This is a genomic window from Pseudoalteromonas piratica, assembly GCF_000788395.1.
In the GTDB taxonomy this organism is placed as follows: Bacteria; Pseudomonadota; Gammaproteobacteria; order Enterobacterales; family Alteromonadaceae; genus Pseudoalteromonas; species Pseudoalteromonas piratica.
This window is the reverse complement of sequence record NZ_CP009888.1, coordinates 2,301,968-2,323,854: the sequence shown is the minus strand read 5'-3', so window position 1 is coordinate 2,323,854 and position 21,887 is coordinate 2,301,968. Positions and strand designations below refer to the sequence as shown.

Below are 21,887 nucleotides of genomic sequence, written 5' to 3'. Positions count from 1 at the left end.
TTATGTCCGATACTAAAAGTGGCGTACGAAGCCGATTAAACGCCTATATAAATGCATGGTTCAATAAACAACTAAAAAAACGTAAACACAGTGCAAAAACAATCAAGTTAAGCCATAAAAATATCTATATTTTACCGAGCAAATTTGGTTTAGCGTATTTGTTGGTTAACTTATTAGTGTATGTGTTGGGTATTAATTACCAAAATAACTTAGTAATTATGTTCAGCTATTTAATGCTGTCATTTTTATTAGTAAATTTTATCGTTGCCTTTATAAACCTCTATAACCTGACTATCACACTGTCTCATACTAATGCAGGATATCAACATACTGGCTATCAAGCTCAGTTCCATCTAAGTAATCGAGATGGAACAACAAGCCTTGAAATTCAAGGTGAAAACATCAAAAATTTGTTCGTGGATGGTATCGGTGAAGAATTTATCAAATTAGATGTAACAGTAAATGAAGCGATGCGAGGTGCCCATCGTTTACCAAGGATAAAACTACTATCACGTTACCCATTTGGCTTAGTGACAACCTGGAGCTATTTTGTTTCAGAGGCAATGACATACATCTACCCTACTCCATTGGCCTTTTCTTTTCACCAAGTAAGCCAAGCTGAGTTGGAGTCTGATAACGACAACAATAAAACAACTTTTGCCAGTGAAAATTATCAGGGAGTGCGTCCCTATATTGAGGGTGATAAAGTAAACAGAATTTCTTGGAAGCACTATGCGAAACATCAAGTATTAGCAACAAAAGACTTTACCTCTGGCAGCTCAAGCGAATACGAATTCAGTTTGAATATTGTTCCAGGCAATTTGGAACAAAAGTTACAGCACTTAAGCTATTTGATTACCCATGCAGAAAATGAAAGCTTGCAATACAGTTTAGTATTACCCAATAGTAAAGTTGAACTCAATAATGGTATGCATCACATGACTCAGTGTTTAGAGAGGTTGAGTGATGTTTAATCAAAATACGGTAAAAAGCCTTTCAGCGCTGATAATCGCAATAGTAAGTGGATTGTTGTTTGATCAATTAGCATTATTATTTTTGGCAACCGTCGCATTGCTAATTATATGGGTTTTTGCAATTTGTTACACCAAAGCGAGCGCTCCAACCACAGTTGTTGCCAATATATTAGCGCTGGCATGTACCATTACCTTATTTTTAACAATAGGAATAAGTGAGCTTGTTAACTTGTTTGTCGCGATGTTGTTGCAAGCAAATTGTTTGAAACTACTCATTGCAAAACAGTCGAGGCAACTAAAGACAATAGTATTGGTTAATTTCTTTATTGCCTGTTGTGTGTTTTTATTTTATCAATCATTGCCTGTTACTTTTTTAGTGCTGCTTTTATTTTTAATAAATATTACCGCACTTTATTTACTAACAAATCGTAAGGTAATTAGACAGAGCAGCATTCGTGCTTTAAAACTTTTAGCACTAAGCTTGCCCATTACCTGTGTATTGTTTTTATTTCTGCCAAAACTCCCTGCATTTTGGCGTATGCCCAATATTTCCAGTGCGCAAGTAGGTTTATCGGAATCAGTAAACCCTTTTAATATTTCTGACCTTACCAAATCAGATAAACTCGCATTTCGAGCCTTGTTACCGAATACAAAAAAGGCCCCATTTTATTGGCGAGCAATGGTACATGAAGAGTTTGATGGTAAGTCGTGGAACATTCTCAATTCAGCAGACCAAAAACTGCCATTGCCAACAGTTAAAGAAAATGGCAGTACAATTAAAATATACCATGAACAATCATCTTTAAATTGGCTTCCTACCTTGTTTAATAGCAAGACAAATACAGCTAATATCTTTACAACCATTAACGGTAACTTATATCGAACAAACCCGAATAACCAAAAATTCAGTTACGAATTTAGCGAAATCGAATTGAATGCCAACCTGACTAGACAGCAACGCTGGCGAAATTTGACATTGCCATCTAATTTAAATAACGACAGTATCGCTTTGGCAAATAGACTGAAAATGCAAGCAGAAACATCTGAAGCTTTTATAAATTTATTAGCCCAGTATTACCGAAATAATGGCTTTATCTATACATTAAAGCCGCCTATTTATAGTAATCAAGACGCTATCGACCAGTTTATGAATAACAAAGCTGGATTTTGTGGCCACTACGCCAGTAGTAGTGCGTTTATTTTCCGAGCTGCGGGCATTCCTGCCAGGGTTGTCTCAGGTTATTTAGGGGGCGAATTTTCTGAAAATACCGAATATTTATCAGTTTATCAGTATGATGCCCACGCATGGACAGAAGTTTGGGTAGAAGAAAAAGGCTGGGTAAAATTTGATGCTACTGAATTTGTAGAGCCTGATAGACTGTATGGCTCGCTATCACAATTAGACAGCACTCGTAATGAGTTTGAAGATAATATAGGGCTTGGCTTGATTAGTTTAAGTGAAATAGCCCTCTTTAACGAATTACGTTTGTATTTAGAACAGTTAGATTATCAATGGACTGCATGGGTACTTAGCTTTGATAATACGGCGCAAGAAAAGCTATTAAAAGAGTTAATGGAAGATGTCAGTGCGATTAAAATAGCCATTATCATAATGTCATTGATTGGCTTATTTTTACTCTCCTTTTTAGCATTAAAATTGTGGCAGCGAAGAGTTCGTTATGAGGACCCGATTATTTACTATTTACTCGCAATTGAAAACTACGCAAAAGGAAAAGGCTTCGAACGAACAGATGGAGAAACAGCAGAGGTATTCCTAACACGCCTAAGCAATGTCATACCACAACATAAGAAAGATTTTATGAGCTTTTTAACACTCTATAGTCGCCATCGCTACGGTGGTAAAACACTGACTAAAGCACAAGTTAAAACGCTTAAACGCAATGTCAATAATATAAAATATAAGAGACAACTATGAACTCAGTCGTACTCGGCGTTAGTGTAATGCTGATTTTAAGTTTACTACGAATTAATGTCATTGTGGCAATGACAATTGCTGCAATTACAACAGGACTTACCGCAGGACTTGGTTTAGAACAAACCCTGCAAGCATTCAATGATGGATTGCAAGGTGGTGCTAAAACGGCACTTAGCTATGCCATGTTGGGTGGATTTGCGGTTGCTATTGCCAAATCAGGATTGACCGATATTCTTGCTGAAAAATTGATAAGTCAGATTAAAGGTGAACAGTCACGTTACTCAGCACTTTTTATTAAAGGCAGTGTTTTATCTTTAATACTATTGGTTTCAATTAGTTCGCAAAATTTAATCCCTGTACATATTGCATTCATACCTATTTTGATCCCGCCACTGCTCATTATATTTGATCACTTAAAACTCGACCGACGTGCAATAGCGTGCGTGTTGACCTTTGGTTTAGCAACAGCATATATGGTATTGCCCTATGGTTTTGGTGGAATTTTTCTATACGATATTGTACATGCAAATCTTGAAAAGAATACGCTGGTAATAGCCCCTGATAGCGTTCCTTATGCCATGGTAATTCCGGCATTGGGCATGTTAGTTGGCCTTGTGATTGCAGTGTTTTTCAGTTATCGCAAAGAACGTACGTATAAGGAAATAAACCAAGGTTCTGAAATCAAATTACCTAAAAATAAAAGCAAAGTAATTGCCGTTGGCATTATCGCCATTGCTACTTCTTTGTATGCCCAAACAATCACGAATTCAATGATTTTGGGTGGCTTAATTGGTGTGCTGATTTTTACCATTTTTGGTGTAGTTAAATGGCAAGAGTCGTCTGATATATTTAGTAAAGGTGCTGCGATGATGGCAATGATTGGCTTTATTATGATTTCAGCACAAGGTTTTGCCTCTGTGATTCAACAAACTAATGAAGTATCAACACTTGTAGAAAGTATTTCAAGCTCAATTGGCGATAGTAAAGCATTTGCTGCAGCGTTAATTTTGATTATTGGTCTATTGATTACCATGGGCATTGGTAGCTCATTTTCAACGGTGCCCATTGTTGCAACTATTATCGTGCCCCTAGCAATTACACTTGGTTTTTCTCCCATGGCAACTGCGGCCTTAGTAGGCACAGCGGGTGCGTTAGGTGATGCGGGCTCCCCTGCATCCGATTCAACACTCGGGCCAACATCGGGCTTAAATGCCGATGATCAACATGATCATATTAGGGATACGGTTATTCCAACCTTTATTCATTTTAACATTCCATTATTAATATTCGGTTGGATAGCGGCAATGGTGTTATAAAAAAAGGCCTGAAAAGGCCTTTTTTACTTTTTATCAAAGCTAAATATCGGATTGAATACCCAGGCAGGGCCAATTAATAAAAAGCTTAAATCATCGAAAAATGATGGCTTCTTCCCTTCAACTTTATGACCTACAAATTGAAAAATCCATGCAATAACAAACACAGTAATCGCAATTTCGATAACATAGTTCGCAACACTATTCGCAGCATAAATACACAACGCGGTGAAAATTGTCATAACAAAACCGAGTTTAATGCTAAGCACAAAATAAAAAATTAGTGCGGCAAGCGAAACTGCAGCAAGAATAACTTGTCCTGTAAGGCCAGGTATAGCAGTTATAAGAGCAACTACAGAGAAATAAATAAGTGGTACGGCAACTTTGTGAATTTTGATATTGGTAGGATTTTGGTGGCTCTCGCCATATAAAGAAAACCATTGTTCAATCGTTTTCATAATTACCTCAGCGTTATTAGATTTATTAGAATAATTACACTAACAACATTAATACACTGAGGTATAAAAAGCCAGTTGCTTATTAATTGTCGAAACCTGTAAGCATTTTATCGCATACAACCGGTGTTGGTTTGTGTTCTGCATCAACGGCAACAAAAGTGAAGCTACCTGAAATAGCTTGGTGTTTATCGTCTTTATGCATTGTCTCAAGGTAAATAATTACCTCGACTTTTAAACTCGTATTACCAACATGTACAACACTTGCAACTAGTTCAGCAAAGGTGCCTGCAGGAATTGCTTCTTTAAAATCAACACGATCTGAAGAGATTGTAACAAGAGGCTTACGGCAAAAGCGCGTTGCAGCAATAAATGCTACTTCATCCATCCAAGCTAAGGCATCACCACCAAATAAAGTATTGTGGTGATTTGTACGGCTTGGGAATACCGTTTTAGTGACTGAAGTGATGGAGTCTTTAATACGTTGATCAATAATATCTTGTTTTGTCATGATTACTTTTGTTTACTTGCAAGTTCAACTTGCATCAATAATGCGGGATCTAGGCGAACCTGACCCCAGTTTAAGCGCCAATCTAAATGAGGCCCAGTAACGCGGCCAGTAGCGCCAATTTCAGCGATTTTGTCGCCTAATTTTACTTCCTGCCCTGCTTTAACGTGCAATTTATGAAGGTGAATATAGGTTGTTGTGACACCATAGCCATGGTCCAGAATTAAAGTACCACCCGAATAGTATAAGTCATTATTTGCGAAAACGACTTTGCCAGATACTGGCGCGTAAATAGGTGTGCCCGTTTTATTTGCAATATCTAACCCAAAGTGTGGGCGTTTAGGCGTACCGTTAAAGTAGCGCTGGCTACCGTAAACACCAGAAATTCTACCCGTTGCCGGTCGATAAAGCGGTGATAAAAAGTCTTCTCTATGTGAAAAGGTATTTCGGGCTTCTTTAACTGCTTTCGCTTCTTTGCGAGTTCGCTCTAGCACTGATTTTGGTGGCGACACATACTTTTTCTCAACACCAGTGATTTTATCGATGTCATAATCACGCTTGGTAATAATCAGTGGCTGTTTATGCCACTGACCATCCGATGTTTGCCAAGAAAGTGTATGCGTTAAGGCCTCATCTCTACCAAAACCAAATACAAAATGACCACCAGGTGTAATTGCAAGGTTTGTATCGTTTAACTTAACTTGCTTCACATTAGTTAACTGACCAGTAACTAAGCCGCCTTGCGTTAAATGGCCTTTTAGTTCAAGCGCATTGGCAGAACTGAAAACACAGAGGGTTAGTGCTAAAAGACGTTTAAGCATAGGCGATAGCCCCTTTGCCGACACCTTCATAAGCGGCAACACGGAAACTTGAGTCAGGATTGTCGAGTTTTAAAGTTTGAGCAATGTGTTGCGCAATACATTCAACGGTTGAATCAACGGGTAAAATATCAACAACCGCTTCACTGATACTTAATTCAAAATATCCTTGTGATGCGGTGTATGCCGAATGTACACCGTTCTCGATTGGTGTTACAAACTTTAGTTCAGCTGCGCTAATACGGTCTTCTGCACTGACAAGATAAATGTCCTGCCACTTTTGACACCAAAGTTTATTAAGCCTAGGGCTGCGCATGCCATTTTCTTCAATTTCAATGGTGCTACGGTGGCCGTGAATAATACGCTGACAATTACCATCGTGTTTTTTCAAACCATGACTGTAGTGATAATAAAAACCATTGGTGTGTTCAGGTCTTAAATTAAGCACTATTTTACTCACATTTTTCGGTAATTGAGGCAAAATAGTGTCTTCTAGAAATTGCTTTACACTTGCTTCATTTATCTTATCTGTATCAATTAAGCAAAATGCTTGGTGTGGCGAACTTACAGCAAGTTGATGGTTTCCAAATGAAAAATTAACATTTGTTTGTTCACCTGATGTTGAAACAATCGCATCACCTTGGGTAGCAATCGCTAATTTATGGTCAATCACATCATCAATAATCCGTTTTACTTGCTTTTTTACTAATGAGAAATCAAGCACCATAGATTCTTCGTTAAGATCACCGTGCATTTCAAGGTCAACTATCCAGCTTTCGCCAAGCGGGCCTCGTGCACTGCAAAGGTAAGAAAAATCGATAACAGTTAAGTCTTTTACAAATAAAATCATAGATAAGCTGCGCTTTTTAACAATGCTGTAATTATAAAGGGATAACTTCGCTATTAGTAGCAAATTTACAGAATTCAACTGTTCGGAGTTGTTTAGCGTACAAGTGTAAGCTAAAGTAGCGACAAAAATTTATAAAGTTAAAGAAGTTATGGAACAGAAAAACAGTTATAACAAAGCCGAATTAGAAGCATGTGGTCGTGGTGAAATGTTTGGAGAAGGCAATTGCCGCCTACCTTCAGATAATATGCTAATGATGGATCGCATTATCAATATCACTGATGAAGGCGGTGAATATGGTAAAGGTGAAATCGTAGCAGAACTTGATATCGACCCTAGCCTTTGGTTTTTCGACTGTCACTTTAAAGGTGACCCAGTAATGCCAGGTTGTTTAGGCCTTGATGCTATGTGGCAATTAGTGGGCTTTTTCTTAGGTTGGTCTGGTGGTCCAGGTCTTGGCCGTGCACTCGGTGTAGGTGAAGTTAAATTTACGGGTCAAATTTTACCTACAGCTAAAAAAGTAACGTATCGTTTAAATATGAAACGTGTAATTAAGCGTAAATTATTTATGGGTCTTGCAGATGGTACGGTAGAGGTTGATGGCCGTGTAATCTATGAAGCGAAAGATTTGAAAGTTGGTTTATTCCAAGATACTAGCGCGTTTTAATTTAAAACGAGTTAATACAAAAACGCCCACTAAATGTGGGCGTCGTCTCCTAAAACTATGATTTAAACATTGTGCGATCTTCCATCGCTTCTCGCCATCCACCGAGCCATTGAGATCTTGGGTCAATATTGTCATACGGACACATTTCTTTGGAACGACCTGCTAGGCCTGCTTTATAACCTTGAGAATGTGCTCTTTCTAAACGATCTCTTTTTTGTCTCTTCATAGGTAATGTCCTCACCTTTTTATTAAACTAATTGGATGTTGAAGTTGGGTCTTTTGCCCTAAACCAATAACTTAAAATTAGTAACGAAAACCGTTACAGCTAAGGGTGTTTAACATTTCCTTGTTAGTAATTTTAACTAACAAATGGAAGTGCTCTACATAGATTTAAGTTGCTCCTTACTTACATATTGAGATTGTAAATTGGCTTAAAAGCCACTTGTCTAGAAGACCATATTTATAAGGTTAGATCAAACATTCGATCCGTGCTAGATAGAATAAACATGACAAATGTATGAAGATTTAATTGCATATTTGGGAAAACAATGCAGATAAATTTGAATAGGAAAATTATATTTTACTCAAATGAATTTAAGCGAATAAAAATTTTTATTTATGTTTTTTTCAAAACAAATTTGGAACTTTATGATTGACTCTTATCCATTTGATTTTCAATGAATAATTTGGGGTTTTTCGGGTAGTAAAAGCTAGGATGTTGATCACAAAGAGAAAATTCTCGCGTGTTCTTATAAGGTAGTTTCATAAACCCTGCAACGCCAACATCACGTATACGTACGATGTTAGACATAATACGATTAAGTAAGTTTTCAAATAGGCCTTTTTTAGCAGGATCTAGCAAACGATAGTAATAATGCACTTTTATACGCTCAGGCAGTGACTCTATGATAATACAGCCTGTGTGGTGAATTTGGTTTAAACCGAATACCGCTTTTAGAATTTCATTTGGTAAAGATAGTTGTTCGTCAGGGTCTTTGCCGTCTTCAAAGTAACTGTGCGGCCTTACTATTTCACTGTCAGGCATTTCTGAGACAGAATATTTTAAAGTAGGTAATTCATCAAAAATAAGCGCGCCCTCTTGGTCTCGCTCAAGCTGAATTGTCTGCCTTGCATCAAATAAACAACACTTAAATAACCCTTTTTGTTTTATGCCCTGCGCAATACGAATAGTGTTATTTACAGCTTGTGTAAAGGCTTTACGGTAAGTTTCATCATGCAGCACCAAATTAGATTCAACATATAGATTATCTTCACGCCATTGATAGCTTAGGCCGCCTACCACAGGGTATTTTGCTAAACGTGAAATAGATGCTAAAAAGGCCTTTTCAGTATCACCCATATCCACTAAAAACTCTCTGTAGTATCTATCTAATTGGGCATCTTCCACCTTTGTGAGTTGTTTTTCACTATCAGCTTGGCGTAAGAACTGTTTTCGTGAACTGTAAACAACAGTATCCGGTGTATCATCAAAGGGATGGTGCCAAAATGGAATGAGCGGTTTATCTTGATGCAGGGTTAAATCAGGCAAATAACTTTTGGCAATTTTGGGCATATTTTTAATAAAATAATCACCAGATAAATCTCGCGTTGTTTTATCTTTACTAAGCATACCATCAATAATATTGGCAAACTCAACCGGTAAGCCTAAACTTTTAGCGGGTAAGATTTGATTACCAAAACGACATGATTGCGCAGACGCTAACGCATAAAGTGTAGATGCTACACCTTGCTCATCAAAACGAGGCGAGGATTTAGCGCCCGACATCTGCTCATCACCAATAAAATACACATCACCCATACGAGCATTAGAGTAATTGGCATCATGGCTCATTAAATCCATCATGTTGGCAGCTACAGGGTTGCCAAAGCCATCTTCTTGCGCAAACACACTGGAGCCCCAATCCACTAGGGAAAACTGGTTAGTGTCTTTATCCCAAACTATGTTAGACGGTTTGATATCACCATGAACTATAGGTTGTTCTGTAAAGCCAGTCTTATGATTACGAAGGGCCAGCAATATATTGCGAAGTTCGAGACCAAGATTTACTAAAAAAGGTACTGACACGCGGCCTTGTTGTAAACTAACTTGCTCAAGGTTATCGCCTTTAGCATAGGCCATCATTAAGATACCTTGTTTTTTTATGCGTTCAAATGCATAAAATTCCGGCACCATGGGGTTTTTTACTTGCGAAAGCATATAGCCCTCGTCTTCTAAGCGATCCCGTACACTTTGTGCAAGCGTTATACGAGAAAACTTAAATACACACTCTTTACCTTGCGAATTAGTACCAACAAAGACAAAGCCAAATGCGCCTGAACCAATTACTTTGACATCATGGTAACCCAGTTTTTCGAGCTGCTTTTCACAAATTTTAAGCCATTTCTTGTGTTTTTTAGCATCAATATGGGAAAGCAAGTAAATAGATTGCTCTTCATTGATATAAAAATTACGAATGGCTTTAGACATGCAAGGAAAATAAATTGAATTTTTTATTGATTATAAAGAAAAAAACGAGTGAAAGCCCACTCGTTTTTAGATTTAAACATGCTTTAATGATTAGAAAGTGATACCACCATCAATTTCCATTACGCGGCCAGTAACAAAGTCGTTTTCAAAAATAAAGTTTGCTGTATGCGCAATTTCATCTGCTTCACCTAAACGACCAACAGGTTTCATTTTAAGTAAACGCTCTTTTGCTTCAGGCTTCATTGCATCGGTCATTGCGGTGCGAATAACACCAGGTGCAATCGCAGCTACACGAATACCATAGCGGCCTAATTCACGTGCCCAAGTGGTTGTCATTGCAACAACACCGGCTTTTGAAGCAGCGTAATTGGTTTGCCCCATATTGCCAGCACGCGCCACACTCGACATATTAATAATAACGCCTTTGTTACCGTTATTAATCATATGGTTTGCCGCTTCTCGGCCACATAGAAATACGCCGGTTAAGTTAACATCAATGACCGATTGAAACTGCTCAAGTGACATTTTGTTTGCAACTTTGCCATCTTTTACTTTTAAGAATAAGCCGTCACGTAAAATACCCGCATTATTTACTAAGCCATCAATTTGACCAAAATCATTGTTAATTTGGTTAAACGTGTCTTCAACTTCTTGTTCTTGCGTTACATTACAGACATAAGTACGAATAACACCCGTGGTAGTGCCTAACTCTGATTTTGCATTTACAAGCATTTCTTGTTGCATATCAATAAGGGCAATACTTGCGCCTTTATCTGCAAAGTGTTTTGCCATCGCAAGCCCTAACCCTTGCGCACCACCGGTAATAACAATGGTTTTACCATTAACTTGCATGTTAAGAATCCTTATTAAACAATTTAAAGATTGATGAGAAGTCTAGATTACCCATCTCTTGATTTTGCATTAACTGGTATAAGCTTTGTGATAAACGCCCTAGCGGTACATTTGATTGACTGCTATTTGCAGTTTCCATCGCAAGGCCAAGATCTTTTGCCATTAAGTCAACCATAAAGCCACCTTTATAGTCATTTGAGCTTGGCACATTTTCAAGCACATTCGGACATGGGTTATATAATTCTAACGTCCAGTTACGGCCAGAGCTTTGCAGCATAATATCTGATAAGACTTTTGCATCAAGGCCATTATCGATACCCATTTGAAGCGCTTCGCTGGTACCTGCCATTAAAATTGCTAGCAGCATGTTGTTGCAGATTTTAGCAACTTGCCCTGCACCATGATCCCCTGCATGAAAAATGTTTTTGCCCATATCAGCTAAAACAGTTTTTGCATTTTCAAATTCTGTATCGCTACCGCCAACAATAAAGGTTAATGTGCCATTTGTAGCGCCAGCTACACCACCAGAAACCGGTGCATCAACAAAACTTACGTCGCGCTTAGCAAGTTCACTTGCAACAAATTTAGCCGTATCAGCATCAATTGTGCTGCAATCGATCACTTGTGTATTATTTGTAAGTGCTGCGCCAACACCGTTTTCATCTAAATAGATAGACTTAACATGTTTGCCTGCAGGTAGCATGGTAATGACAAAGTCTTTTTCTTCAGCACATGCTAAAGCCGTTGTGGCACTATTCGCACCTTTTTCAACCAGTTCAGATACAGCAGAATCATTCAAGTCAAATACCGTAACTGCATGACCCGCTTTAACAAGGTTTGCAGCCATTGGGCCGCCCATATTACCTAAACCAATAAATCCAATATTTGCCATGATTATTCCTATAAATCCGTTAGTGGGTGCCCGTTTGGCCATTCAACATTAAAGAATGATTCAATCACACCGCTATCTACATTGCTGATGGCGTCAAATTGCCATTTAGGCGCATTGTCTTTATCAATGAGTAATGCACGCACACCTTCTTTAAATTCACCAAGCTGACCACAGCGTACACTCATGCCTAGCTCCATTTGAAAGCAGGCTTTGAGTGATAAGCCATTTGCATGTTTAAGCTGTTGATATACTAAATGGGCACTCAGTGGGCTACCATGTGAAAGGCCTTTTTGCGCACGTGTGAGCCATTTATCGTTTGTTTCAAACGATAAAATGGCATCTACCTTATCAACAAGTTCCTCAACTTCTGCCATTGCAGCAAATACTGCGTTGTGTGATTCCACATTGGCTGGCAGCTCAATATCACTTTTCGCATTAAACATTGTTAATAAATGACTTAATGCCTGATGGTTTTCATCCGCATTGGTGGACCATTTTGTACTTATCAGTGAATCAATTAGCTCACTTTTAAACTGATGTTCAATTACGGTATCGCCTAAACCAATATAAAGTGCATCTTGGGCATTAATCGATGCGCCGGTTAATCCTAAAAATAAACCCACTTGTGTTGGCATTTTATTTAGAAAATAACTGCCACCGACATCTGGGTATAAACCAATGGTAATTTCAGGCATCGCGATACGTGATGATTCGGTTAATACTCGGTGCGATGCACCTGCCATTAAACCAAGGCCGCCACCCATAATAATGCCGTTACCCCACACACATAGTGGCTTTGCATAATTATGTATAAGGTAATCTAAACGATACTCTTTAGTGAAAAACGTCTCGATGTAGTCGCTTGGCTCGCCGGTATGCATTGCATTGAACAAGCTAACTACATCACCACCGGCGCAAAACGCTTTATCGCCCGCACCTTGTAATAGCACCATGCTAACGTTTTCATCACTTTGCCAATCAAGTAGCTGGTTATATAGCAGCTCAATCATTTCAAGATTAAGCGCATTAAGTGCCTTTTCAACGTTTAAGGTTGCGATACCGATAACAAAGCCGTTATCGGTATTTTTTGTTTCAAACGTAACAACAGCCATTAGCCGTTCACCCAGTTTGCTTTACGCTTTTCTAAAAAGGCATTCACGCCTTCTTTTTGATCTTGCGTATCAAATAGGTTGATGAAAAGTTCACGTTCAAGTGGTAAAGCTGAACTCATAGTGCCTGAGCGGCTATGTTGGATCAGTGATTTACACGCAGCAACAGAAGTTGGGCTTTGTTCTTCTACTTGCTTAGCAAGCGCCATTGCTTTATCAAACGCTTCGCCTTTAGCAACAACCTCTTCCACAAGTCCAATATTATGGGCTTTTTCGGCAGTTAATCGCTCACCACATAAAATCATGCGTTTCGCCCAGCCTTCTCCAACAAGCCATGCAAGGTTTTGCGTACCGCCAGCACAAGGTAATAAACCCACTTTTGCTTCAGGCAATGCCATTTGCGCTTGTTCTTCAGCAATGCGTAAATCACATGCAAGTGCAACCTCTAAACCGCCACCCATGGCATAACCGTTAATCGCTGCAATAGATACACCACGGAAGTTACTTAACGCTTCAAACGCCTGGCCAAAAATAATCGACATTTCAGCGGCAACGCCTTTGTCGCCACTTGCAAATAGGTTTAGGTCAGCGCCAGCTGAGAAGAATTTTTCACCTTCCCCTGTGATCACAAGCGAATACACATCTTTATTGTTATTCAGATCAGCGACCATATCTCGAAGTTGCGTCAGTGTTTCTTTGGTCCACGTATTTGCCGGTGGATTAGACATAGTAACAACTGCGATATGCCCTTCAATCGATAATTTGATTTGTGCGCTCATTATGCTCTCCTTACAGAATCTCTTGTGAACCTTCAGCTAAAATACGACGACCAATTATCAGGCGCATAATCTCGTTGGTGCCCTCTAAAATTTGGTGTACACGCACATCACGGAAGTGACGCTCTAACGGATATTCTTTGATATAACCGTAGCCACCGTGAAGTTGCAGTGCATCGTCACATACTTTAAAGCCAACATCGGTTGCATAGCGTTTTGCCATAGCACAATACGTAGTGCGCTCAGGATCTTTTTCATCTAATTTAAATGCAGCAAGGCGTACCATTTGACGGGCAGCTACCAGTTCTGTGTTCATATCAGCTAATTTAAATTGCAGTGCTTGGAACGCTGCTAACGGTTTACCAAATTGCTTACGCTCAAGCATATATTCTTTTGCTGTGTTAAGTGCTTGCTGCGCAGTACCAATTGAACAGGTCGCAATATTAATGCGGCCGCCATCTAAGCCCATCATGGCAAATTTAAAGCCTTCGCCTTCTTGACCAAGTAAGTTTTGTTTTGGAATACGCACACCATCAAACGAAATCAGACGTGTAGGCTGTGCATTCCAACCCATTTTTTCTTCAGCTTTACCGTATTCAATACCAGCTGCGTTTGCATCAACAACAAAAGCCGAAATGCCTTTCGGGCCATCTTCACCAGTGCGCGCCATTACAACTAATAAATCAGTTTCGCCAGCGCCTGAGATAAACATTTTTGAACCAGAAATAACGTATTCATCCCCTTCTAAAACCGCTTTGGTTTTAAGAGATGCCGCATCAGAACCTGAACCTGGTTCTGTTAAACAATACGATGCAAGCAATTGACCCATCACAAGTTCGTCACAATACTGCGCTTTAACCTCATCAGTACCAAAACTTGCAATCATCCAGGTAGCCATATTGTGAATGGTTAACATGGCAGTGGTTGCTGTACAGCCCATTGCCAACTGCTCGAAAATAATGCTCGAATCAAGACGCGATAAACCAAGACCGCCAGCTTCTTCTGGTGTATATAAACCACAGAAACCTAGTTCACCCGCTTTTTGGATTACGTCTTTTGGAAAAATATGTTCTTGATCCCACTTGCCCGCATTTGGTAATAATTCGCTCATTGCAAATTGTTTCGCGGTTTCTGCAAACGCTTGTTGATCTTCAGTTAAATTAAAATTCATAGTCACCCCTTTGAACGGCAGATAAGGCAAATGCCTTATCGTAGGTTGATACTCATATTTGGACCGGTTGCGATATCATCTTCAAACCAGCGTGCAGTAATTGTTTTGGTCTCAGTGTAAAAGCGAACACCTTGTTTACCATAGGTATGTTGGTCACCGTAGAATGAGCCTTTCCAACCGGTAAATGAGAAGAAAGGAAGAGGTACCGGAATTGGCACGTTAATACCTACTTGGCCTACTTCAATTTCATGCTGGAATTTACGTGCGGCCGCCCCGCAAGCAGTAAATAAAGACGTACCATTACCGTATGGGCTTTCGTTGATGATTTTGATTGCTTCTTCTAATGTATCAACGCAAATACACGCAAGCACAGGGCCGAAAATTTCTTCTTTGTATAAGTCCATTTCACGCGTTACATCAGTAAATAACGTTGGGCCTATCCAGTTACCTTTCTCATAACCTTCAACAACAAAATCAGAGCCATCAATTAAACACGTTGCACCTTGTGCTTTACCACTTTCGATAATTGATAAAATACGTGCTTTTGCTTGTGGCGATGTTTGTGGGCCATAGGCAGCTTCTGGGTCATTCCAAACGCCAGGACGTACTTTAGTAAATTCTTCTTTTAATTCGTTAATCCATTCTTTTGATTGACCTACAAATACAGCAACTGAAATACCCATACAGCGCTGACCAGCCGCACCAACCGATGCACCAACAAGGTTTGAAATGGCGCGCTCTTTTTTTGCATCAGGCATAATTACCATGTGGTTTTTAGCACCAACACAGGCTTGAACACGTTTAAGATTCGCTGTACCACGTGAATAGATGTATTCACCAACACCACATGAACCAACAAATGAAATTGCACGTACACTTGGCTCGTCTAAAATACGGTCTACTTGATGTTTTGTACCGTGAATAACCTGTAATACACCTTTAGGTGCGCCAGCTTCTTCAAACAGTTCAACTAAACGCATTGGTGTAAGCGGATCTTGCTCAGACGGTTTTAAAATAAAGGTATTACCGCAAACAATCGCCATTGGGAACATCCAAAGTGGGATCATCGCAGGAAAGTTAAATGGTGTAATACCAGCACACACACCAAGTGGCTGCATATACGAATAGGTATCGATATTACGCGCTACGTTTTCAACAGTTTCACCCATCATTAATGCAGGCGCGTTAGCTGCTTGTTCAACAACTTCAATACCACGCCACACATCGCCTTTAGCATCTTCAAAGGTTTTGCCTAATTCATGGCAGATAATCGTTGCTAACTCGTCATGGTGTTCTTTTAAAAGTGCTGCGTAGCGCATCATAATGCGTGCACGTTCTGTTACAGGTACATCTTTCCACGTTTTAAACGTTTCTTTAGCAGACGCAATCGCTTCGTCAATTTCGCTGTCTGTTGCTAGAGGCACTTGTGCCAGTACTTCTTGGTTAGCTGGGTTTACAACATCTAACCATTCGTTTGATTCCGATTGGCGCATTTCGCCATTAATATATAAAGGAACCTTTACCATTATTCTTCTCCCCAAATAAAAAGGCGCATAAACGCGCCTTCATTTTTAATTATTTTACTTCGATTGCCATTGCAACCGCTTCACCACCACCAATACACAGTGATGCCACGCCTTTATTTAGGCCACGGTTTTTAAGTGCATGAATAAGCGTTACTAAAATACGTGCGCCACTTGCACCGATTGGGTGACCAAGTGCACATGCACCACCATTCACGTTTACTTTATTGTTATCAAGTTGCATTTCGTTAATAGCAAGCATAGTTACCATGGCAAATGCTTCATTAATTTCCCAAAGATCAACGTCTTCTTTGGACCAGCCAGCTTTGTCTAACACTTTTTCCATCGCACCAATTGGCGCTGTCGTAAATTCAGCTGGAATATGTGAATTTGTCGCATGGGCTTTAATTTCACAAAGTGGTGTTAAACCAAGCTCTGCTGCTTTAGATGCTTTCATTAAAACAAGTGACGCTGCACCGTCAGAAATAGACGATGAATTTGCCGCTGTAATGGTGCCATCTTTTGCGAATGCTGCACGTAGGCTTGGAATTTTTTCAGGACGGGCATTACCTGGCTGCTCATCGATTGCTACTGTCACATCACCTTTACGACTTGAATAGGTATGTGGCGCAATTTCAGCTTCAAATGCACCACTTTCAATTGCAGCGTTGGCTTTAGAAAGAGATGAAATGGCAAACGTATCCATATCATCACGGGTTAAGCCATATTTATCAGCTGTTTCTTGAGCAAAACAACCCATTGCTTTGTTGTCGTACGCATCTTCTAAACCATCGGCCATCATATGATCTTTAATTTCACCATGGCCCATACGGAAACCGCCACGTGCTTTTGGTAAGAAGTAAGGTGCATTACTCATGCTTTCCATACCGCCAGCAACCGCAACATTAATGCTGTCTGCTTTAATTAAGTCATGAGCTAACATCGCTGCTTTTAAGCCTGAACCGCATACTTTATTAATAGTTGTTGCGCCTGTTGCTAAATTAAGCCCTGCTTTTATCATTGCTTGACGTGCTGGTGCTTGACCAAGACCTGCTGGTAAAACGCAGCCCATAATTACTTCGTCGATGATATCAGCGTTTAAGTCGCAGCTTTCAATACTACTTTTAATAGCAGTAGCTCCTAAATCAGTTGCATTTACCGATGATAAAGCACCCATAAAACCGCCCATTGCAGTGCGTTTTGCACTCACAATTACTACCGGATCGATTTGAGAATTTTCAACAGACATTTGTTATCTCCAAAATTTATATGTTTTCAGCATACATAAAAATTACGTTTACGCAAACGTAAATCTAGATGTCATACCTTTTATAGTGTTAAGAAATAATGACAATGAAGGGTAATTGTGTAATGAAATTAGTCCGCTAAGGCTTGTGTGCTTTGAAACTAGTGAAGTGTCTACCCCGCTAATCTAAGACTAATTAGCTAACATAAACATCTTACACAAGCTCACAGCTTTACCTTTACGTAAACTTCACTTATAGTTAATTACCAAATTAATGAGGTGTAGTTTAGATGAGTACAGAAAATACAGAACAGACCTTTAGTATTAGCGAACTTGCAAAAGAATTTGATATTACAACTAGAAGCATTCGTTTTTATGAAGACCAAGGTTTGGTAACGCCCCGCCGTCAAGGGCAAACACGTATCTATAGTAAACGCGATAAAGTGCGTTTAAAACTGATCTTACGAGGTAAACGCCTAGGATTTACGCTAGCTGAAACAGGCCGTTTGTTTGAGCTATATGATGCCGACAAATCAAGTGCAACTCAACTTAAAATTATGCTTGAGCTAATCTCAGATAAAAAAGCGCATCTTGAGCAGCAAATGGATGACATTAAAGTTGTTTTAATGGAACTCGTTACCGCTGAACGTCGCTGTCGTGACACACTTAAAAACCTAGACGACGCTTAAAATAATAATCACACCTTATGACAACAATACATCAATAGGATACACACAATGAGCACCGTTTCTCTTTATAAAGAATTAAATTTTGGTCTTGGTGAAACAGCCGACATGATCCGTGACCATGTAAATAGTTTTGCAAGCAACGAAATTGCCCCTCTCGCCGAAAAAACTGATATCGACAATATGTTCCCAAATCAGCTTTGGCCAAAGTTTGGTGAAATGGGTTTATTGGGTCTAACCGTTGATGAAGAATTTGGCGGTTCTAACCTAGGTTACCTTGAACACGTAATTGCAATGGAAGAAATCAGCCGTGCAAGTGCGTCTATCGGCTTAAGCTACGGTGCACATTCAAATTTATGTGTAAACCAAATTGCCCGTAACGGTAACCAAGCGCAAAAAGAAAAATATTTACCAAAACTAATTTCAGGCGAACACATTGGTGCGCTTGCTATGAGTGAGCCAAACTCAGGCTCTGACGTAGTTTCAATGCGTTTAAAAGCTGAAAAGCGTGGTGATAAATACATTCTTAACGGTAATAAAATGTGGATCACTAATGGTCCAGATGCAGATACCTTTGTTATTTACGCTAAAACAGATTTAGAAGCAGGCCCGAAAGGCATCACTGCATTCATTGTTGAAAAATCTTACCCTGGTTTTAGCCAAGCACAAAAACTCGATAAATTAGGTATGCGCGGCTCAAACACCTGTGAACTTGTATTTGAAGATTGTGAAGTACCAGAAGAAAACATTCTTGGTGAATTAAACCAAGGTGTAAAAGTACTGATGAGTGGTCTTGATTATGAGCGTGTTGTGCTTGCAGGTGGCCCGCTTGGCATTATGCAGGCATGTATGGACATTGTTGTACCTTATATTCACGAGCGTAAGCAGTTTAATACTGAAATTGGTAACTTCCAGCTAATTCAAGGCAAGATTGCTGATATGTATACGCAAATGAATGCCGCACGTTCTTACGTTTATACCGTTGCAAAAGCCTGTGACCGTGGTGAAACAACCCGTAAAGATGCTGCTGGCGCAATTTTATATGCCGCAGAGCTGGCTACCAAAATTGCACTCGATGCCATTCAAATTCTAGGTGGTAACGGCTACATCAATGAATATGCAACAGGCCGATTACTGCGTGACGCAAAACTATATGAAATTGGTGCGGGTACATCTGAAATTCGCCGTATGTTGATTGGTCGTGAACTATTTAACGAAAGTAAATAGGAAGTACCATGACCATATTAACTTCAAATATAAACCCGCTTGATTCAGACTTTTTAGCAAAAGCTGAATCAATGCAGGCACTTGTTGATGACTTAAAAGCTAAAACGCAAGAAATAACTCAAGGTGGTGGCGAGCGTTTAGTCGAACGTCATCGCAGTCGTGGTAAGTTATTTGTCCGTGACCGCATTAATTGTTTATTAGACGAAGGTTCACCGTTTTTAGAAGTATCGCAATTTGCAGCTTTTGGTGTGTACCCAGAACAAATACCATGTGCTGGTGTAGTAGCAGGCATAGGCCGCGTTAAAGGCGTTGAATGTATGATCATCGCAAACGACGCAACGGTAAAAGGCGGCACCTACTTCCCTATTACGGTTAAAAAACACCTGCGTGCGCAAGAAATTGCAGAGCGTTGTCATTTACCATGTATTTATCTTGTTGATTCAGGGGGGGCTAACCTGCCTGAGCAAGATGAGGTTTTCCCAGATAAACTGCACTTTGGCCGTATTTTCTATAACCAAAGCCGTATGTCAGCAAAAGGCATTCCGCAAATTGCTGTGGTAATGGGCTTATGTACCGCAGGTGGTGCTTATGTGCCAGCAATGGCAGATGAAAGTATCATCGTAAAAGAACAAGGCACCATCTTTTTAGCAGGTCCACCGCTTGTAAAAGCAGCTACCGGTGAAGAAGTATCAGCTGAAGAGCTTGGCGGTGCTGATGTGCACTGTAAAACATCCGGTGTTGCCGATCACTACGCTGAAAATGATGAGCATGCGCTTTCAATTGCACGCCAATGTGTATCGCGTTTAAACCATACACGACCTACCGCACCAATTTTAACAAATTTCAAAGCACCTCGTTATGATGCGAAAGAAATATACGGCATTGTTGGTACCGACCTTAAAAAACCATTTGATGTTCGTGAAGTGATTGCCCGTGTTGTGGATGATTCATCGTTTGATGAATTTAAACAATACTTTGGCGAAACCTTAGTAACCGGCTTTGCTGAGATATTTGGTATGCCTGTAGGCATTGTTGCCAACAACGGCATTCTTTTCTCAGAATCAGCGCAAAAAGGCGCGCACTTTATTCAACTTTGTGCCCAACGCAATATTCCATTAGTGTTTTTACAAAATATTACCGGCTTTATGGTGGGTAAAAAGTACGAAGCTGAAGGTATCGCAAAACACGGCGCGAAAATGGTGACAGCTGTAAGCTGCGCCGATGTGCCAAAATTCACTATATTGATTGGTGGTTCGTATGGCGCTGGTAACTACGGTATGTGTGGCCGTGCATTTGAGCCAACCATGATGTGGATGTGGCCTAATGCTCGTATTTCAGTAATGGGTGGTGAACAAGCCGCTGGGGTATTAACCCAAGTAAAACAAGATGGTTTAAAACGTAAAGGCCTTGCAATGAGCGACGATGACGTTACCGCCTTTAAAAAACCTATTATTGCGCAGTATGAAGAACAAGGTCATCCGTATTATGCCAGTGCGCGATTATGGGATGATGGCATCATCGACCCTGCTGAAACACGAAACGTACTCGGACTTGCTTTAAGTGCAGCGAAAAATGCACCAGAGCAAGAATCGAAGTTCGGCGTATTTAGAATGTAGGAGTAAGAGATGTCTGTAACCTTAACAATAACAAAACAAAAAGTTGCGACCCTTACAATTGAACGCAGCGAAGTACATAACGCATTTGACGCACATACCATCGCTCAACTTATTCAACAAATTGAATATGCCAACACATTGGATATTCGCGCACTTGTTTTAAAAGGCGAAGGTAAGCATTTCAGTGCAGGTGCTGATCTTAACTGGATGAAATCCATGGTGTCGAATACGTTTGAAGATAACGTAGCAGATTCAATGGAGCTTGCTCGTTTAATGCAGGTACTGTTTGAAACTAAAGTGCCAACGTTATGTCTAGTGCAAGGCGTAGCTTTTGGTGGTGCCCTTGGTTTAATTGCCTGTTGTGATATTGCTGTTTCTGATGAGAAAGCGAAATTTTGCCTAAGCGAAGTAAAACTGGGCCTTATCCCGGCGGTAATTAGCCCGTATGTAATTAATGCCATTGGTGAGCGACAAGCACGTCGTTATTTCCAAACGGCCGAAGTATTTTTTGCCGATAAAGCACTTGCCCTTGGGTTAGTGCATGAAGTGTCAGATTCACCTGAAGACACACTCGACACCCTACTTCATGCAATTTTACAAAACGGACCTGAAGCTACAAAGCAAGCAAAACAGCTTATTTGTGATGTTGCGAACAAACCGATAGATGACGATTTACGACAACTGACTGCAGAGCGTATTGCTCAAATTCGTGTATCGGATGAAGGACAAGAAGGTCTGCAAGCCTTTTTTGATAAACGCAAACCAAGCTGGCAATAGAGAGCA

Annotated in this window: 21 protein-coding genes; 8 read left to right on the top strand and 13 right to left on the bottom strand. The window is 39.9% G+C overall.

From position 1 onward, the window contains the following. Positions 1-2 precede the first annotated feature (2 nt). From OM33_RS10800 to OM33_RS10790, 3 genes are read left to right on the top strand one after another with little or no spacing between them, the layout of a single operon-like run. Positions 3-974: a DUF58 domain-containing protein gene (locus OM33_RS10800; protein WP_038641609.1), complete on the top strand. Its 972-nt coding sequence runs from the start codon at positions 3-5 to the stop codon at positions 972-974. Beyond that, entirely contained in the window at positions 967-2,910 is a 1,944-nt protein-coding gene (locus tag OM33_RS10795; protein ID WP_052140975.1) for a transglutaminase TgpA family protein, read from the top strand. Before OM33_RS10800 ends, OM33_RS10795 begins: the two co-directional genes overlap by 8 nt. After that, positions 2,907-4,226 (top strand): Na+/H+ antiporter family protein, encoded by a 1,320-nt coding sequence (locus tag OM33_RS10790; protein WP_038641607.1) that lies wholly within the window; start codon positions 2,907-2,909, stop codon positions 4,224-4,226. Before OM33_RS10795 ends, OM33_RS10790 begins: the two co-directional genes overlap by 4 nt. A 23-nt stretch (positions 4,227-4,249) precedes the next feature. On the opposite strand, the gene OM33_RS10785 is transcribed toward OM33_RS10790, so the two are convergent. The 4 genes from OM33_RS10785 to OM33_RS10770 all read right to left on the bottom strand — a co-directional run bounded on the left by OM33_RS10785 (position 4,250) and on the right by OM33_RS10770 (position 6,854). Then, positions 4,250-4,681 (bottom strand): Mpo1 family 2-hydroxy fatty acid dioxygenase, encoded by a 432-nt coding sequence (locus OM33_RS10785; RefSeq protein WP_038641604.1) that lies wholly within the window; start codon positions 4,679-4,681, stop codon positions 4,250-4,252. 82 nt (positions 4,682-4,763) lie between these two features. Further along, entirely contained in the window at positions 4,764-5,189 is a 426-nt protein-coding gene (locus OM33_RS10780; RefSeq protein ID WP_038641601.1) for an acyl-CoA thioesterase, read from the bottom strand. 2 nt (positions 5,190-5,191) lie between these two features. After that, entirely contained in the window at positions 5,192-6,007 is an 816-nt protein-coding gene (locus OM33_RS10775) for a M23 family metallopeptidase (RefSeq protein WP_038641599.1), read from the bottom strand. Then, positions 6,000-6,854, bottom strand: a complete 855-nt coding sequence (locus tag OM33_RS10770) for a 6-carboxytetrahydropterin synthase (RefSeq protein ID WP_038641597.1) — start codon at positions 6,852-6,854, stop codon at positions 6,000-6,002. The genes OM33_RS10775 and OM33_RS10770 overlap by 8 nt, the downstream gene beginning before the upstream one ends. A 148-nt stretch (positions 6,855-7,002) precedes the next feature. On the opposite strand from OM33_RS10770, the gene fabA reads away from it, so the two are divergent. Further along, the gene (gene fabA / locus OM33_RS10765) at positions 7,003-7,518 is read left to right on the top strand and encodes a 3-hydroxyacyl-[acyl-carrier-protein] dehydratase FabA (protein WP_038641595.1); all 516 of its coding nucleotides are present in this window, start codon (positions 7,003-7,005) and stop codon (positions 7,516-7,518) included. Positions 7,519-7,573: 55 nt separating this feature from the next. Here the strand turns inward: fabA and rmf are convergent, their stop codons facing one another. From rmf to OM33_RS10720, 9 genes are all read right to left on the bottom strand, one after another. Continuing rightward, positions 7,574-7,744 carry a ribosome modulation factor gene (rmf, locus tag OM33_RS10760; protein WP_010560105.1) on the bottom strand — a complete coding sequence of 57 codons (171 nt, stop codon included), beginning with the start codon at positions 7,742-7,744 and terminating at the stop codon, positions 7,574-7,576. 420 nt (positions 7,745-8,164) lie between these two features. After that, positions 8,165-10,006: a protein kinase domain-containing protein gene (locus OM33_RS10755; RefSeq protein ID WP_038641593.1), complete on the bottom strand. Its 1,842-nt coding sequence runs from the start codon at positions 10,004-10,006 to the stop codon at positions 8,165-8,167. Between the two features lie 90 nt (positions 10,007-10,096). Continuing rightward, positions 10,097-10,858 (bottom strand): SDR family oxidoreductase, encoded by a 762-nt coding sequence (locus OM33_RS10750; RefSeq protein WP_038641591.1) that lies wholly within the window; start codon positions 10,856-10,858, stop codon positions 10,097-10,099. Position 10,859: 1 nt separating this feature from the next. Beyond that, positions 10,860-11,756, bottom strand: a complete 897-nt coding sequence (gene mmsB / locus OM33_RS10745; protein WP_199922541.1) for a 3-hydroxyisobutyrate dehydrogenase — start codon at positions 11,754-11,756, stop codon at positions 10,860-10,862. Between the two features lie 2 nt (positions 11,757-11,758). Continuing rightward, positions 11,759-12,862: an enoyl-CoA hydratase/isomerase family protein gene (locus OM33_RS10740; protein WP_038641588.1), complete on the bottom strand. Its 1,104-nt coding sequence runs from the start codon at positions 12,860-12,862 to the stop codon at positions 11,759-11,761. Further along, positions 12,862-13,638: an enoyl-CoA hydratase gene (locus OM33_RS10735; protein WP_038641585.1), complete on the bottom strand. Its 777-nt coding sequence runs from the start codon at positions 13,636-13,638 to the stop codon at positions 12,862-12,864. The genes OM33_RS10740 and OM33_RS10735 overlap by 1 nt, the downstream gene beginning before the upstream one ends. Before the next feature lie 10 nt (positions 13,639-13,648). Continuing rightward, positions 13,649-14,806, bottom strand: a complete 1,158-nt coding sequence (locus OM33_RS10730; RefSeq protein ID WP_010560111.1) for an acyl-CoA dehydrogenase family protein — start codon at positions 14,804-14,806, stop codon at positions 13,649-13,651. Positions 14,807-14,841: 35 nt separating this feature from the next. Then, entirely contained in the window at positions 14,842-16,332 is a 1,491-nt protein-coding gene (locus OM33_RS10725) for a CoA-acylating methylmalonate-semialdehyde dehydrogenase (RefSeq protein ID WP_038641583.1), read from the bottom strand. A 49-nt stretch (positions 16,333-16,381) separates the two neighbouring features. Further along, positions 16,382-17,578, bottom strand: a complete 1,197-nt coding sequence (locus OM33_RS10720; RefSeq protein ID WP_038641581.1) for an acetyl-CoA C-acyltransferase — start codon at positions 17,576-17,578, stop codon at positions 16,382-16,384. 287 nt (positions 17,579-17,865) lie between these two features. Between OM33_RS10720 and OM33_RS10715 the strand changes: the two genes are divergently transcribed. The 4 genes from OM33_RS10715 to OM33_RS10700 are packed head-to-tail and all read left to right on the top strand — an operon-like array spanning position 17,866 to position 21,881. Next, a complete protein-coding gene (locus OM33_RS10715; RefSeq protein ID WP_010560114.1) occupies positions 17,866-18,264 on the top strand; it encodes a MerR family transcriptional regulator in 399 nt (132 codons plus the stop codon). A gap of 48 nt (positions 18,265-18,312) precedes the next feature. Continuing rightward, positions 18,313-19,488 carry an isovaleryl-CoA dehydrogenase gene (locus OM33_RS10710; protein ID WP_038641579.1) on the top strand — a complete coding sequence of 392 codons (1,176 nt, stop codon included), beginning with the start codon at positions 18,313-18,315 and terminating at the stop codon, positions 19,486-19,488. A gap of 8 nt (positions 19,489-19,496) precedes the next feature. Next, positions 19,497-21,104 (top strand): carboxyl transferase domain-containing protein, encoded by a 1,608-nt coding sequence (locus OM33_RS10705; protein ID WP_038641577.1) that lies wholly within the window; start codon positions 19,497-19,499, stop codon positions 21,102-21,104. Between the two features lie 9 nt (positions 21,105-21,113). Further along, a complete protein-coding gene (locus OM33_RS10700; RefSeq protein ID WP_038641575.1) occupies positions 21,114-21,881 on the top strand; it encodes an enoyl-CoA hydratase/isomerase family protein in 768 nt (255 codons plus the stop codon). Positions 21,882-21,887: the final 6 nt, after the last annotated feature.